This window comes from Gilliamella sp. W8136 (assembly GCF_016101285.1).
Taxonomy (GTDB): Bacteria; Pseudomonadota; Gammaproteobacteria; order Enterobacterales; family Orbaceae; genus Gilliamella; species Gilliamella apicola_N.
In genome coordinates this window covers 46304-61109 of sequence record NZ_JACFQU010000016.1, presented here as the reverse complement: position 1 = coordinate 61109, position 14806 = coordinate 46304, and the positions used below count along the sequence as shown (strand labels likewise).

General features: G+C 32.4%; 14 protein-coding genes. 8 read left to right on the top strand and 6 right to left on the bottom strand.

The annotated features are described in order from the left end of the window. Window positions 1-32 precede the first annotated feature (32 nt). Window positions 33-938: a LysR family transcriptional regulator gene (locus H3T96_RS11585; RefSeq protein ID WP_144092789.1), complete on the bottom strand. Its 906-nt coding sequence runs from the start codon at window positions 936-938 to the stop codon at window positions 33-35. Between the two features lie 503 nt (window positions 939-1441). On the opposite strand from H3T96_RS11585, the gene H3T96_RS11580 reads away from it, so the two are divergent. The 3 genes from H3T96_RS11580 to H3T96_RS11570 all read left to right on the top strand — a co-directional run bounded on the left by H3T96_RS11580 (window position 1442) and on the right by H3T96_RS11570 (window position 3837). After that, entirely contained in the window at window positions 1442-2170 is a 729-nt protein-coding gene (locus H3T96_RS11580) for a hypothetical protein (protein WP_039126378.1), read from the top strand. Window positions 2171-2403: 233 nt separating this feature from the next. Continuing rightward, window positions 2404-3039, top strand: coding sequence for a hypothetical protein (locus H3T96_RS11575; RefSeq protein ID WP_144092787.1), 636 nt, complete (start codon window positions 2404-2406; stop codon window positions 3037-3039). Window positions 3040-3411: 372 nt separating this feature from the next. Further along, window positions 3412-3837, top strand: a complete 426-nt coding sequence (locus tag H3T96_RS11570; RefSeq protein ID WP_144092785.1) for a hypothetical protein — start codon at window positions 3412-3414, stop codon at window positions 3835-3837. 779 nt (window positions 3838-4616) lie between these two features. On the opposite strand, the gene H3T96_RS11565 is transcribed toward H3T96_RS11570, so the two are convergent. Beyond that, the gene (locus H3T96_RS11565) at window positions 4617-5198 is read right to left on the bottom strand and encodes a YigZ family protein (RefSeq protein WP_144092783.1); all 582 of its coding nucleotides are present in this window, start codon (window positions 5196-5198) and stop codon (window positions 4617-4619) included. A 60-nt stretch (window positions 5199-5258) separates the two neighbouring features. Between H3T96_RS11565 and nfi the strand changes: the two genes are divergently transcribed. Then, entirely contained in the window at window positions 5259-5924 is a 666-nt protein-coding gene (gene nfi, locus H3T96_RS11560) for a deoxyribonuclease V (protein ID WP_086326929.1), read from the top strand. Then, complete coding sequence (locus H3T96_RS11555) at window positions 5914-6663, top strand: tRNA1(Val) (adenine(37)-N6)-methyltransferase (RefSeq protein WP_144092781.1); 750 nt, start codon at window positions 5914-5916, stop codon at window positions 6661-6663. Before nfi ends, H3T96_RS11555 begins: the two co-directional genes overlap by 11 nt. A 14-nt stretch (window positions 6664-6677) precedes the next feature. On the opposite strand, the gene H3T96_RS11550 is transcribed toward H3T96_RS11555, so the two are convergent. From H3T96_RS11550 to apt, 3 genes are all read right to left on the bottom strand, one after another. Beyond that, window positions 6678-8087, bottom strand: a complete 1410-nt coding sequence (locus tag H3T96_RS11550) for a basic amino acid/polyamine antiporter (RefSeq protein WP_144092779.1) — start codon at window positions 8085-8087, stop codon at window positions 6678-6680. 47 nt (window positions 8088-8134) lie between these two features. Continuing rightward, on the bottom strand, window positions 8135-8905 hold the full coding sequence (gene ddaH, locus H3T96_RS11545; RefSeq protein ID WP_144092778.1) for a dimethylargininase: 771 nt from the start codon (window positions 8903-8905) through the stop codon (window positions 8135-8137). Window positions 8906-9153: 248 nt separating this feature from the next. Further along, window positions 9154-9705 carry an adenine phosphoribosyltransferase gene (gene apt, locus H3T96_RS11540; RefSeq protein ID WP_086309239.1) on the bottom strand — a complete coding sequence of 184 codons (552 nt, stop codon included), beginning with the start codon at window positions 9703-9705 and terminating at the stop codon, window positions 9154-9156. 257 nt (window positions 9706-9962) lie between these two features. Between apt and H3T96_RS11535 the strand changes: the two genes are divergently transcribed. Genes H3T96_RS11535 through H3T96_RS11525 form a run of 3 tightly spaced genes read left to right on the top strand, consistent with a single transcriptional unit; the run spans window position 9963 to window position 13430 of the window. Next, window positions 9963-11297: a VWA domain-containing protein gene (locus tag H3T96_RS11535; RefSeq protein WP_144092776.1), complete on the top strand. Its 1335-nt coding sequence runs from the start codon at window positions 9963-9965 to the stop codon at window positions 11295-11297. A 2-nt stretch (window positions 11298-11299) separates the two neighbouring features. Further along, window positions 11300-12766, top strand: a complete 1467-nt coding sequence (locus H3T96_RS11530; RefSeq protein ID WP_144092774.1) for a sensor histidine kinase KdpD — start codon at window positions 11300-11302, stop codon at window positions 12764-12766. Beyond that, a complete protein-coding gene (locus tag H3T96_RS11525) occupies window positions 12747-13430 on the top strand; it encodes a response regulator transcription factor (protein ID WP_039128744.1) in 684 nt (227 codons plus the stop codon). The genes H3T96_RS11530 and H3T96_RS11525 overlap by 20 nt, the downstream gene beginning before the upstream one ends. 41 nt (window positions 13431-13471) lie before the next feature. On the opposite strand, the gene H3T96_RS11520 is transcribed toward H3T96_RS11525, so the two are convergent. Further along, complete coding sequence (locus H3T96_RS11520) at window positions 13472-14539, bottom strand: bifunctional transcriptional activator/DNA repair enzyme AdaA (protein ID WP_144092772.1); 1068 nt, start codon at window positions 14537-14539, stop codon at window positions 13472-13474. Window positions 14540-14806: the final 267 nt, after the last annotated feature.

The window sequence follows — 14806 nt, the reverse complement described above, 5'->3', positions numbered from 1 at the left end:
AGTAATTTGTTTAAATTAGCCTGTACTATGGTTTAAACTTGAGTGAAAAAATCAATAATGGCTTTATTTACCGGCGTGATTTTCAGGTTTTTTCGCCAAATAAGGTAAATATTAATTTTTAATTTATCATTTTGTTGGTTAATTAATTTTTTGTAGGATACACCATCAACTTTCGCTTGTACCATTGATTGTGGTAAAAGCATCATTCCGTTACCTAAAGCAACTTCAAGCAACATAGAAAGATTATCTGCAAGTTCTGCCCGTCTGATTATTGGTTTACCTAAACGATTGAAAACATCTTCACATTGTTCGTAAAAAAAAGGATTTAAATATTGTTTAAACCAAAAAAGGGGTAAATCAGTTACATCTCTAAGATTTACTTTGTTTTGTTGACTGCATGGATGATTTGTTGGTAATACTAATGTCATTGGTTCTTGATAAACGAGTAGTGAGTTTTCGCTAAAATCTCTACCTGGATAGTCAGAAACAATTGCAAAATCAATATTCCCTTTTTGTAATTCAAACAAAAGTTCTTTCGATGTATAGTCATGTTTATAGATCTTAGTTTCATCTCTAAACTCTGACAAAAACAATTTAAAAAAAGGAATATAGTCAAAACTTAAAGTTTTGGTTGTTCCGATAATAACTTCTTCATGACAGTTAGTTTTTGTTGATTTTACTATAGCGCAAAGGTCACTTAGTAATTTTGATACTTTAGATTTTAGTATTTCGCCATCTTTGGTTAATACGATGTTATGTGAGTTTCTTAAAAAAAGTGTACTTTGTAAGGTCTCTTCCAAATTTTTTATTTGAGTGGAAAGCGGGGGTTGACTTATGCCCAGTTTTTCAGCTGCACCAGTAAAACTAAGTTCTTCACAGACAGCGATAAAATATTGTAATTGTTTAATTGTTGGTAATCTTTTGCTATAGATGTCCATAAATTTACTATTCCTAATAAGCTTGTTGGCTGATTCTCAAGTCGCTTTGACGTTTATCTACTTCAATTATTATCTTGTTATTATGAATGAGATATTTGTATTTTGCATTTACTTATATGATTTTTTTGTAATACGATTTTCGTATAACAAAATATGTATTTTTCAACTCATATTTTGTTAGTTAACCTTTCTTAAACTTAAAAAAACTTTAATTGTTATTGTGTTCATGGAATCAATATCTAATTTTTTTGTTTGGCGGATGGCAGTATTGGTACTTATCTATCGGGTATCGTTTATCAAAACTTGGCTTGGATTGGAGTGATAGCTATTTGTGTCATATTGACCATGGTTAGTCTAATTCTAGCTATTTTTGGTATTCAATACATTAAAAATAGTCATAAACATTAAAGTGTAGCAGTTATTTATTAAGGAAACTTGTTATGAAAAAAAGATTATTACATTTCTCTCTATTTATATTTTGCTTCTTTTATACAGGATTAAGTATGGCAAATTTAACAAAGTTAGCTTCTGGTTTTAATGCTCCCACAGGCATCGCCTTTGATAGTTCAGGTGTAATGTATGTGACAAATTGGTCTGGTGATTCAATCGTAAAAGTTAAAAACAATGGTGAAAAGGAGACCGTTTATACTGGTATCGCTTCTCCTGCAGGAATCGTCATAGATACACAAGATAATATCTATGTTTCATCTTACAGTGATGACTATATTTTAAAAATTACGCAAAATGGTCAATCTCAAAAAATATCAGATGGCTATCATACACCTACGGGTATCGCTTTTTCTAACAATGGACAATTATTGATCACCAATCGTTCAACAGGTGAAATTGTGTCACTTGATTTAGACACGAAGCAAAAGACTATCATAGCTAAAGGTTTGACTACACCAGTTGGTGTAACTCAACTACCTGATAATAGTTTAGTTGTTTCTCAATATAGCGGTCGTTTGACTATGATCCAACCTAATGGTGATAAAACTGAATTAGGTGATCAATTTGATCGTCCCGGCGTGGGTATTGCAACAGTTTCGTCAAATATTGTGGCAGTTATTGATAATGGTGCTGGAATGGTGCGACAAATTGATGTAAAAACCAAAAAAGTAACAAATTTAGCCTCGTCCCTATCGGGAGCAGTCGCATTAGCATATTATAAAAATCGTTACTATATTGGAACTTGGGGAGACGGTTCAGTCTATGGGGTGGATAGTAATTAAAATTGGATAAATAATCACAATTACTTCAACAGGCTAGTTGAAATAAAGTTCTATATAAAAATATAAATATAAAATTTATAAGTAATAGGATTACCCTATTTAATATTTTCGATAGGGTAATTTGCATTATTTCTATCTAATATTAAATAAAATAATAAGTTTAATTTACAATTAATCATTGTGTTTTATAATACTGACGTCCGCCATATACAAAACAATATATAGGAATATCAATGAAAGAAAGAATTAAAAAACCTTATTATGCTTTCGATCCTAATGAAGCTCATTTTCTATTTGAACGTACGATTATACTTGATTCTCAATCGGAGCTATTTGCAAAAATTCCACGTATTATTCATCGTCTCTATTTTCCTAAATATGCATTCATGGTATTGGCGGGTTCAATCATTGCTTTTATACTGGTCTGTTTTCTATTTTCCACGTTTTTCACTTTAACTAAAGCATTAACACAGGTTTTTGCTTTAATTCCATTATTTGGAATCGTTGCTATAATCTATCTTATTAGACACTATGTACAGATTTATTTAGAAATACGCTCAATTAAAAAACTTTACAAAAAAGCTACATGGCCTATTGAATGTTATTGTGCTTTTTTTGAAGAAGGTATTTGTATAAAATCGATCGACATGGAGGGGGTATTCTATTGGGATGATTTTATGGCCTTAGGATGCTGTAACGAGGCTTTAGTTTTTCATTTTTGTCCTGCAGGTACAGAAAGTGGAAAATTTTTCAAACAATACTATCCTCGTTTAGACAATGTCTACATCTTTATTAATGGTGATGAGAAAATACTTGAACTTATAAAATTAGTTGATGAACAAGTTGGTGATCTAGTTGCTTTTACATAATGATCTACAAAGGATACATTTCAGCCTTTGGTTCTAATTTTATTTTTTAAACTTATTTATTTAATTAAATTGTTTTGGTATATCAGGCATAATTTGCATTATTAACATATCACTTAATTATAGTAGAAAAAGTAATTGTTACAAGTAAATTATGTGTATAAAATTTAGTCACTAATGATGATGTTATATAAGAAAAGTTCGAAAAATTATAGAGTTCGAAAAAGATAAAATGACTCCCGTAATTAATTGATTTTACATTAGTTAACAAATCTTTCTAAGATAAGTTTGCTAATTTTTTTTAAAATATTATACTTCGCAACATAAGATTGTACTTATTAAAAAAGCAATCATTTATAGAGAGGAAGTAACAATATGTTAAAAGACAGTTGGTTTTTAGGGGATCATAATTTAGATTCTTCTTTAAATCCCCAAAAGTGTTTTCAGTCAGTCTTTAATCTTGCATCGGGCTTATCTAAAATAATGTTAGATAAATCTTTCTATTGCAAGATTTTGTTGATCAGTGCAAGTATTTTTGTGGGGTTAAGTATTAATGATGTAACCGCATTAAATGTCAGGACAGCAAATGTAATTCAGGCTAATCCTACGTACTTAGTTAATACTGAAGAAGCTGAAACACAATCAAGTTCAACTTTATCAGATGAAAGCGTAAATTCAGAGAGTGAAGATGAATCAAATACAGACGATGAACTTGAAGATGAATCTGAATTAGATGATGACCAAATGATTGAGGTAACACCTGTATCGGGCTCAAATCACTTGATTAAATCAATAAACTAAACCGTTATTGTATTAATATGCTGGCACTGAGTTCGGCATGGTAGTTTATACTTAAATAAAAAGGAAAGTTAAAACGATTGAAAGCATATAAAGAAATTATGCTAAAGATTAAAATACATTTTAAATATCATATAAATCAATAGTAAGTCTAACTTACTGTCAATTCAAGATCTAATATGAACCACTCAATACGAGTGTCTTTTTTATATTGGTAGAGCTTACCATGTAGCATTAAATAATGGATTAGTTAATTCAAATATAAAATTTTATGATTTGAAAATACCTGTTTTGTCTAGATAAAATATTATATTTCAATAAATTTTTTTGTGAAAATTCTAATTTAAAGGTAAAAAATTTCTAATTTTAAGTAGGATTATAGAAGCTATAGGTAGATACCAGCAAAATCAATTGTGCGTCTTGCACCAGTCATCATTTTATATTTGGCTGAATGGTTGTTTTAAATGTTTAATTCAATAATGAATCTCATTTCAATTACCAAAATTTATTGTTAAAAAACTTAACTATCCATTTAACCACATTATTGATCGAAATTAGCATTGTAAAATCAATTCCAAACAGATCAATCATCAACCCAATTACTTAAAATAATAAAAATTGTATAACGATTGCAATCGCTGTGAAATCAAAGTTAACCATAGTAGAGTAACGGTCTAATCTCTTTGGACATCAATTAAATAATGCATTTGTTCAATATCTCATTTTTTACTAAAACGTATAGTTAACCTCAAACTTTTTCACAGTATAATCGGGCATAAAATTTATAATGTTATATTGACTCGTCCACGGGTAATATCACTGATATTTTTCTGTAGTATCACTGAATTATCTTTAGTAATGGCTACACTTACTTTTACTCCTTCGGCATCAAATTCTTGATTTTCAATAATAGCATTAAGTTCTTTAAGGCGATTTTCGATAATAGGCCATTCGTTATAGTAACAATGAAATTGCAACGTAATGCGTGCTATAAGTTCAATCAATGTTGCTTGTTGAAGGCAGTGACTTGCAGAACCACCATATGCACGAATTAACCCCCCAGTGCCTAATTTTATACCACCAAAGTAACGAGTAACGACTACTACAACTTGATCGCAATCTTGTCCTTCAATCGCTGACAAAATAGGGCGTCCCGCTGTACTGGTCGGTTCGCCATCATCATTAAAACGGTATTGCTGTCCAATCTTCCATGCCCAGCAATTATGAGTGGCATTAGGATCACTGATTGAGTCAATGAATTGAGCAGCTTGTTCGGCCGAGGTTACTGGCGCCGCATTGACAATAAAACGACTTTTTTTGATTTCTTCGGTGAGTTGGGTGGGAATTGCTAATGTATATGGCATTCGTATTCTGGTAAAATTGTTTCATAACTGATAATGATACTGATCATAATTAAAATGTCTATTAATTTACAACAATTAAAACAAACCCAGTTATCGTTGGCTAATCAAGTGAGATTGTCCGATGACTTTAACGAACCAATCAATTTTATTGGTGGTACTGATGTGGGATTTGAAGATGGTGGTAATATTACTCGAGCGGCGATAGTCGTGCTAAGTTATCCTGAATTTTCTGTTGTTGAATATCATGTAGCTCGTTTAAAAACTGAGTTTCCTTATATTCCTGGCTATTTATCCTTTCGGGAATATCCTGCTTTATTGGCAGCATGGCAACAAATAAAGCAAAAACCTGATTTGCTATTGGTCGATGGTCAAGGTATTGCCCATCCCAGACGTTTAGGAATTGCCAGTCATCTTGGTTTATTGTTGGATATGCCAACCATTGGAGTGGCTAAAAAACGATTATGTGGGCAATATGAAACATTACCAAAACAAGCAGGCAATGTAACTCCTTTGTTAGATAAACAACAGCAGATAGGTTGGGTATTGCAAAGTAAAAATAATTGCAATCCTTTATTTATTTCAGCAGGACATCGTGTCAGTCAAGCGAGTGCATTAAAGTGGGTGAACCTGTGTTTAAGAGGTTATCGTTTGCCTGAGCCAACTCGTTGGGCAGATGCGATTGCGTCGAATAAATCTCTATTTAAGAAGTTTTTAAATGAAAAATAGTCATCAAGAACCTTTAAAAAAAGGTGGTTTTACGTTTAAACGTTTTTTTGTTGCACATGATAAAAGTCCTATGCAGGTAACAACGGATAGTTGTTTACTTGGTGCTTGGGCTCCAATTGACCATCATCCGCAAAAAATCCTTGATATTGGTACAGGATGTGGAGTGATAGCATTAATGTTAGCTCAACGTTTGGCTCATAACCTTTGCCAAATTGATGCAATTGATATTAATGCTGACGCTATTAAGCAGTGTCAAGAAAATAGTATGCACGCAGGTTTGTCATCGGTCAGGGCTCAACAAGCAGATATTAATAAATTTGGTCTTAATCTGGTGGCGTGTTATGACCTAATTGTGACAAATCCGCCTTATTTTGAACCAGCCGTTGATTGTCGCAATAGCCAACGACAACTTGCTCGTTATACTGAAAGTTTGAATTTTGAACAGCTTATAAACTCAGTCAAACGCTTGTTAAAACCAGATGGTCTGTTTTGTTTAGTTCTCCCTTTTCATATGGCTGATCAGTTTATTTGTCTGTGTAAGGCAAATCAGCTTTTTTTACAGCAAGAGTTGTGTGTCAACTATAATGCCAATAAGAACTTTTCATTGTCCTTATTGGCTTTTTCTTTAACGAATAATGGTCAAGTGCTTAGTGAGCAACTCTGTATGCGCGATGATGATGGACGTTATTCATCAGCATTCAGACAATTATTGAATGATTTTTATCTATTTCGAAAATAATTCTCAATGATGAGTTAAATAGGTAGCACATAAAAATAGATTATGGCAGTAATTGCTAAAATAATTATGGTGATAGCATAGATTTTATCGTGTAGAAAGCTGAAAGCAGGTAGTGCTCTTTGCTTTCTAGCGTATAAATAAAATACCAATCCAATGCCATATAAAATCATGGACAGTAATAGATAAGACACGCCTCCTGCATAAATCAGCCATACGCCATAAATTGAACCCGTTGAGCCTAAAAAGATTAAGTAAGCTTTACCACGATTTATCGCCAATTTAAGTACAAAAAGGGCTGATAGCAAATAGGGTATAAGCACCATAGATGTGGATAATTGAATCAGCGTGTTATAGCCAGATTGATAAAAGTGAGCAAGGATGATGAGTATACTGATCAACGTGGAAGTTAAATATAATGCATTGGCAGGGGTTCCTTTCTTGTTCAGTTTGCCAAAACAGCTTGGTACGGTGTGATCGTCACCTTGCCCACTTAGAAACAGCATTTCTGCAGCAAGAAGTAGCCATGATAATAGTCCGCCACTCACGGATACAATAAGTCCGATGTTAATGAAAGTGGCTCCCCAACTACCTACAACATGCTCAATGACCAGAGCCATTGAAGGATTTTTCATTTCTGCTAATTCCTGTTGAGGAACAATGCCTAAAGATAATACCGATACGCAAATGAGTAATAAACTGGTGATAGCAAAGCCAAAAAAGGTCGCTCGACTAATGCTTAAGATACTTTTGGCGCGTGATGCATAAACTGTCGCACTTTCGATTCCTAAATAGACCCAAACCGTATAAAGCATAGTGTGCTTTATTTGATCCACAATTGAGCCTAATTGTGGCGTTCCCCAAAAGTCTGTTTTAAAGGTATCCACTTTGAACGCTAAAATGATGCAGACAATAAATAATCCAATCGGTACAATTTTAGCTAACGTAACTAAGCAATTTAATAAAAATGCATGATAGATACCTTTTAATACAAACGAATTGACAATCCATAAGAAAATAAGAGCACCGATAACTGCTGGCAACGTGGTACCATTGCCAAAATAGCTGAAACAATCAAACGAGCCGAGAGCACTAAACAAGATAACCAAATAACTTGTGCATGACATCCATGCCGAGATCCAATATCCCCATGCCGCATTAAAGCCAATGTAATCACCAAATCCCGCTCGTACATATCCATATAATCCATCATTGATTTTATAAAAACGGATCGATAAATACTGAAAGATTCTTGTTAGCATTAGCATGCCAAATAAGGTAATAACCCATGCAATTAATATTGCTCCTGCACCGGCTCCTTCAGCCATATTTTGTGGTAGGCTAAAAATACCACTCCCTACAATACTTCCCACCACCAGTAAAGTGAGAGGAAGTATACCAAGTTTTTTTCTTACTGGTGTATTCATAGTAATTTCTTATTTAATTGGTTAGGTAAGTAATTGTTTTTATATGATTAAAATCTCAATGACATACAACTTACACCTCCGTCAATTTTACGGTATTCTGATGTATCAACTTCAATCACTTGATAACCCAGTGCTTCGATTTTAGCTTTGGTAATTGGATAGCCAGCAGGCATAATAACTCGTTCATTCACCCAAATACAGTTAGCGGCATAGCTTTCATGCTCCGGAATTTCAATAATATTAAGATGTTGAAATTCAGGTTTAGTAATAAATTCCCCTGCAGCTAACAAATTGTCATGTTCTAAATAGGCAAGACCCGTTTTTAAATGTAGTACTTTTTCTAAAGTAACCACAGATCCTGATAATCCATATTTTTCTAATATTGCAATCATTTGATCTGCACCCGATTGATTGGTTCGCGCTGATAAACCAATATAATAGTGATTATTAACCATCATTATATCGCCAGCTTCAACTGTGCCAGGTGCGGCAATTCTTTCAACTTTATTGGGGTAAAATCTCTCAACAGCTTCGCTGATAATTTCGGTTTCGCCACGACGACTTTCGGCACCAGGTCTGGTAATGATGGCGCAATGTGGGGTACACAAAACTGGATCTTCAACAAATACAGAATCTGGAAAACGTTCATCAGCTGGTAAAATAGTGATATCAACATCACATTGTTGCAAAGCTCGAATATAGTTATTGTGTTGATCTAACGCTTTTTGATAATCGGGTTTACCCAAGTTAGCCGAGGTTAAACCATCGATAAGTGATTTGGCTGGTGTTCTTGCAATAATATGATTAAATTTTTTCATTCGTTTTAAATCCTTTTTTAATTAAATAATTATGCTTTATTTTTGAATAATAATTCACAATAATAACTTTATCAAGAGTTAATTTGACTTTTTATGCAATTTCTGTGTTTTTTTATTCAAGTGGGAAATCTGATTGGTGGATAAAACTTAAATGAAAGAAAAATAGAAGCTGATTATTTTTTATAAAAAAGGGTAATAAACATTACCCTTAAAATTTGTTTTTTTAGCTGTTATAAAGGCTTTATAGGTTATTCTCCGTTAAAATCGACCAATGTATAACAGTTAATCCCCATGTTGGTTAACTTAGTTTTACCTTGTAAATCTGGTAAGTTAATAACAAATGCTGCATCTTCAGCTATTCCTCCCGCTTTTTGAATTAATTTAGCAGTAGCAGCAACAGTTCCACCTGTCGCAAGTAAATCATCAATGATCAATACTCGTTCATTAGGTTTTATTGCATCGCAATGCATTTCTAATGTATCGGTACCATATTCAAGTTGATATTCTTCTTTAAACACATTACGGGGTAACTTATTGGGTTTTCTTACCGGTACAAAACCTACACCTAATGCTAAGGCTAAAGGTGCTGCAAAGATGAAACCACGGGCTTCTGTTCCAACAACTTTATCAATATTTTTATCTTTATAATGATCAATTAAAAGATCGACAGAAGTTCTAAAAGCGATAGGGTCTTCAAGTAAACTGGTGATATCTCGAAACAGTATCCCTTGTTTTGGATAATCGGGGATAGTAATAATACTATTTTTAATAAGTTCAAGTTTTTCTTGCAATTGAGTCATATCAAATATTCTCTAACTATTTTCTTTAAGAGCGACTAATTTTTTATTATATACCCATGCTCTTTACAGTGGCAATAAACAAACAGTTAACACACCGTAAAATAGTGAGATAGGCGAGTTTGAATGCGATTACTGATATCCATTTGTGCATCGTTTAATTGGATTTTTACAACTTTTTACAACTAAATACATTATTTAGACAATAAATTTTGCAAATGATGAATAATTGAATAAACTTTATATGGAAGGAGAATTCAATGAAAATTATTAAAATATTTGCCCTGCTAGGACTTTCAGTTTGCAGCTTATTTAGCCATGCCCAAATAAATAAACAAATACAAGTTCGTTCAGAATTGTCATCACCAATTATTTTGGAAGGCACTCCAGAAACAAATTACTTAAAAGTCTCATTATCTGGTCAAAATGTTGATTCCAAAAAACGTGTTCCGATTAATTTAGCTATTGTTATTGATAAATCTGGTTCAATGTCAGGACAGCGAATCGAAAAAGCGAGAGAGGCAGCTATTTTGGCGGTTAATATGTTGAATGAAAATGATACATTATCTATTGTTGCCTATGATTCCAAAGCAAGAGTGATTGTTCCAGCAACCAAAGTAGATAATAAACTGAGAATCATTGGACTTATTAATGAAAATATTTATGCAGAAGGAGGAACAGCTCTATTTGCTGGTTTGAGTAAAGGAATTAAACAAGTTGAAAATCAACTGACCAAAGATAAAGTTAATCGTATTATTTTGTTATCTGACGGTCAAGCGAATATTGGTCCAAGTTCAGTAGATGAACTTTCTCAGTTGGCTATTATTGCGGCAAAAAAGAATATCGCTATTACCACATTGGGAATTGGCTCTGATTATAATGAATTATTAATGTCATCAATCGCAAGTTATAGTGATGGAAATCATGTTTTTGTAAATAATTCTGCAGATCTCGAAAATGTGTTTGTTCACGAGTTTACTGATCTTATGTCAGCTATTGCTCAAGACGTTGTGATTACTATTCAATTGAAAAATGGCGTTAAACCTGTGCGTTTGCTTGGTCGAGATGGTGTGATTAAGGGTAATGAAATAACCGTAAAAATGAATCAATTGTTTTCCAATCAAGAAAAATATGTATTGTTAGAGGTCATTCCAGATAAAGGTAAAGTAGGGCAAGAGAAAACTTTAGCTCAAGTTGACTTAAAATATGATAATTTATTAGAAAATAAAACTGAAAATGAAACTCAAGAGGTTCGCATTTCATACACCAAAGACAAAAAAATGGTGGATGATGCCATACATCATGACGTAGTTGTAGAAACCGAACTTCAGAAAGTGGCTCTTGAGAATGAAAAAGCATTAGAACTTTATAATCAAGGTAAACGAGATGAAGCACAACAATTATTACGAGAAAATGGTGAAGCACTCAAAGCCATTTCAGCGCAATCGCCGACAATGTCAATGTCAGATAAAGAGAGAATAGAAAATCAAGCTCGAAAAAATAAAACCTTGGCCGAATCAGTTCAAAAACCAGATTTTAGTAAAACATTGACTGAAGAACAATTTCAGTTAAAACAGAGTGTAATAAAAAAATAATTATGAAAAAAATAACAACGATTTTATCTTTATTTTTATTAATGACCCTTATTAGCTTTTTAGGTTGGCGTAGTATAGAGCATGAAGTACTAATGCGCAAAAATAACGAAACTTTATTAGCTAAAAGTCATATTAACAATATTAAATTATCGATTGAATCGTTGTTAAATCAACGTATATCTTATTTTAATAGTTTGATTTCAATGATTGATTCGGATCACAATAATGCTAAAGAATTATTAGAAAAAGAAACTGACTTTAGAAAGATTTTTGTAATAAACAAGAATAATATTTTGTTTTTAAGTCACTCCGAGGATTCTTCATGGCATAGTTTGGTTGAATCAATTGCTTTAGACCATTCTCTTCTATTAAATCTAAAAGATCATGATGAACAATTTCAACCTAACTCTGGTTGGTATCAAAATTATGATCATCTTATATACTGGTTCATAGTATCGGATGATATTATTGGTTTTGAACTTTCAACGGTTAAACTTACATTTGATATCATTAATTTACTCGATAATCAGTCATTGGAGGATAACTTTAAACTTATTAATAATGATAAGCAGATTTATAGCAACGGTAAAACATTCGAGAATGAAATCACTGAGTCGCTAAAATACCCATTACAAAATTGGCATTTAACTTATTATTATTCATCACCTAATTTAGTGAATTTATATATATTAGGAATAGGGGGGATTGGACTATTAATTCTCGTTTTATTTGGATTTGTCTTTTATGGTTATCGAGAATACACACGTACTTTGCGCTTGGCAAAACAGCAAGTTACTTTTGTTGGGCAAGTTTCTCACGAATTTAAAACACCTTTAACCAACATCACCTTATATTCTGAAATGTTAAGCGAATATTTAGAAGAGGAACCCGCCCCCATTCCAGATTATTTGCAGGTAATAAGTGCAGAAAGCAAACGATTAACTCGACTTATTCAGAATGTTTTGGCTTTCAATAAACCCAATAACTTAAATATAAAACCTGTTAATTTAACGTCACTCCTTAAGCAAGTCTATCTTACTTTTAAACCTATACTAGCGGCTAAATCATTACAACTTAATTTAATAAATCTTGAAAATGATTGTATTGTAAATACAGATGCCGATAGTGTTATGCAAATTCTTAATAATTTTTTGAGTAATGCAGAAAAATATGCGTCTAAGGGTAAACAAGTTGATTTATCATTGTGTAGATCGGGTAAACAGGTTGTAATAACCGTTCGTGATTATGGTGAAGGTGTTGCCTCTCATTTGTTAAAACAGATTTTTAAACCATTTTATCGAGTCAGTTCATCTATTACCGAAGGTGTTTCTGGCACAGGGATAGGATTAACTATTGCCAACCAATTAGCCAAGCAACTGCAAGGTGAAATTAAAGTTATAAATAAAAAACCGGGTATTGCATTTTCACTTATTTTAATGGAACAAAAAAATGAAAATATTAATTGCTGAGGACGATAAGCATATTCTTAACGGCATGTCAGATCTTTTAGAAAAAGAAGGATATATAATCATTAAAGCTTGTAATGGTAAAGTTGCTCTTAAACTATTTGAACAACAACAACCTGATTTTATTATTTTGGATATTATGATGCCAGAGCTGGATGGTTATTCTGTTTGTCGTGAAATTCGTAAATTGAATGAAGATGTTCCTATTCTATTTTTATCTGCAAAAGATGAGGAAATTGACCGAGTAGTAGGTTTTGAACTTGGTGCAGATGATTATATGAATAAACCTTTTGGAATTCATGAATTAAGAGCAAGAATTAAAGCCATTGCAAAACGTTATTTGAAAGCGAAAAATTCAAATCTAACCAAAAGCGATTATTTTGAATTTGGTGATTTAAAAATTTATCCTACTGAATTATACGCAAAACGAAATGACCAAATTATTGAGTTGACATTAAGAGAAATCAAAATATTGGAATGTTTATATCAACATAAAAATCAGGTTGTTACTCGTGATATGCTTTTCGATTATGCATGGGGATATGATTTTTTACCGAGCAGTCGTACGCTTGACCAACATATTTCAAAACTGAGAAAACAAATAGAACTTAACCCAACAATACCTATTTTAATCAAAACTATTCATGGCATTGGTTATAGGCATTAGATCGTTCTAGTGATTGGGTTAAATATTTTCAATTTTCTGTTTTACTCAGTTTGATTTTGTGAGTGTGATTTTTCATGTTCTATTAACCATTTTTTTCTTTCTAATCCTCCTCCATAGCCAATAAGTTCACCACTAGATCCGATTACTCGATGGCATGGAATGATGATTGCTACACGATTATTACCATTGGCGTTGGCTACTGCTCGAATTGCCAATGGATTATTTATTCTTTGTGCTTGCCGTTTGTAAGTTGTCAGTTCACCATAGGGAATTTCTTTTAAACATTCCCAAACGGTTTGTTGGAAAGGCGTTCCAGGGGTATGTAATGCCACAGTGAAATGAGTTCTGATCCCTTGAAAATATTCGGAAATCTCAATTTTGGCTTGTTTTATGTGTTCGTTTTCTCCAAAAATAATCTTCATGTTAAGTTGGGTTTGTAATTGTTTGAATTCGGTTTCAAGCATTCTTCTATCAACAAATTCTAATAAACAAATACCTTGCTTAGTTGCACAAATAAACATTGGGCCTAACGGGGTGGTTAATCTATCAATTAAAATAACGTCATATTGTCGATTGGTTGAGGGTGATTTTTTCATGATTTTTTTATAGGTATAACCAAAACCACTTAAAGAATTATAACCTGTATCAAATGCGGTATTGATGATATTTTTTCCTGATTTAATTTCCTGAAAAGCATTGTTAATTCGAAACATTCGCTGATAAGCATGAAACGTTATTCCATAATGTTTTTTGAACCATCGACGAATAATTTCTGGGCTTAAGTTATTCAGTCTCAATTCATAATCCGTTATTTTTGTTTTGGGCTCTTTATTCATTAATTCAATGGCTTTAATTACCTCTTCCGGTGCTTGATTTGAATTTTCAGTGGGTTTACATATTTTGCAAGGTCGATATCCCTCATCAAGAGCTGATTTAAAAGTTGAGAAAAATTCGACATTTTCATATTTTGGTTTTCTTGCTCGGCATGTAGCAATACAAAAAATAGATGTCGTTTTAACACCTACATAGAAAATTCCTACGTAACTTTGATTTCGGTCAAGTAAGGCTCGGTAATAAACTTCTGTTTGTTTAGTATCGGTAATTAGCATCGAATGTTTCTTTTAGATTAATTGATTTTCATTAGGTTGTAAGCTTATTAAAAAAGCTATTTTCTTGGCAACCGAAAAATTGACAACTATTTTCAAACATAATTATTTGATAAAAATTTCAGATATTTGATCAAAAATAATTGCCAAACGAATGAATATCCAATCTAATACTCACGCTTAATAAAAGTAAAATTTTATGAATAATGATCAGTTCAGATAAATGATTTATCTGATTTTTTTATTATAATTTGTTAATAATAATTGCAA

Coding starts and splice junctions, on each gene's coding strand:
- apt (WP_086309239.1), bottom strand. CDS start 9,705: ATGACTCAATTGCAAGAAAAACTTGAACTTATTAAAAATAGTATTATT.
- H3T96_RS11525 (WP_039128744.1), top strand. CDS start 12,747: ATGAAAATATTAATTGCTGAGGACGATAAGCATATTCTTAACGGCATG.
- H3T96_RS11575 (WP_144092787.1), top strand. CDS start 2,404: ATGAAAGAAAGAATTAAAAAACCTTATTATGCTTTCGATCCTAATGAA.
- H3T96_RS11585 (WP_144092789.1), bottom strand. CDS start 938: ATGGACATCTATAGCAAAAGATTACCAACAATTAAACAATTACAATAT.
- H3T96_RS11535 (WP_144092776.1), top strand. CDS start 9,963: ATGAAAATTATTAAAATATTTGCCCTGCTAGGACTTTCAGTTTGCAGC.
- ddaH (WP_144092778.1), bottom strand. CDS start 8,905: ATGAAAAAATTTAATCATATTATTGCAAGAACACCAGCCAAATCACTT.
- H3T96_RS11580 (WP_039126378.1), top strand. CDS start 1,442: ATGGCAAATTTAACAAAGTTAGCTTCTGGTTTTAATGCTCCCACAGGC.
- H3T96_RS11550 (WP_144092779.1), bottom strand. CDS start 8,087: ATGAATACACCAGTAAGAAAAAAACTTGGTATACTTCCTCTCACTTTA.
- H3T96_RS11565 (WP_144092783.1), bottom strand. CDS start 5,198: ATGCCATATACATTAGCAATTCCCACCCAACTCACCGAAGAAATCAAA.
- H3T96_RS11530 (WP_144092774.1), top strand. CDS start 11,300: ATGAAAAAAATAACAACGATTTTATCTTTATTTTTATTAATGACCCTT.
- H3T96_RS11570 (WP_144092785.1), top strand. CDS start 3,412: ATGTTAAAAGACAGTTGGTTTTTAGGGGATCATAATTTAGATTCTTCT.
- H3T96_RS11520 (WP_144092772.1), bottom strand. CDS start 14,539: ATGCTAATTACCGATACTAAACAAACAGAAGTTTATTACCGAGCCTTA.
- H3T96_RS11555 (WP_144092781.1), top strand. CDS start 5,914: ATGAAAAATAGTCATCAAGAACCTTTAAAAAAAGGTGGTTTTACGTTT.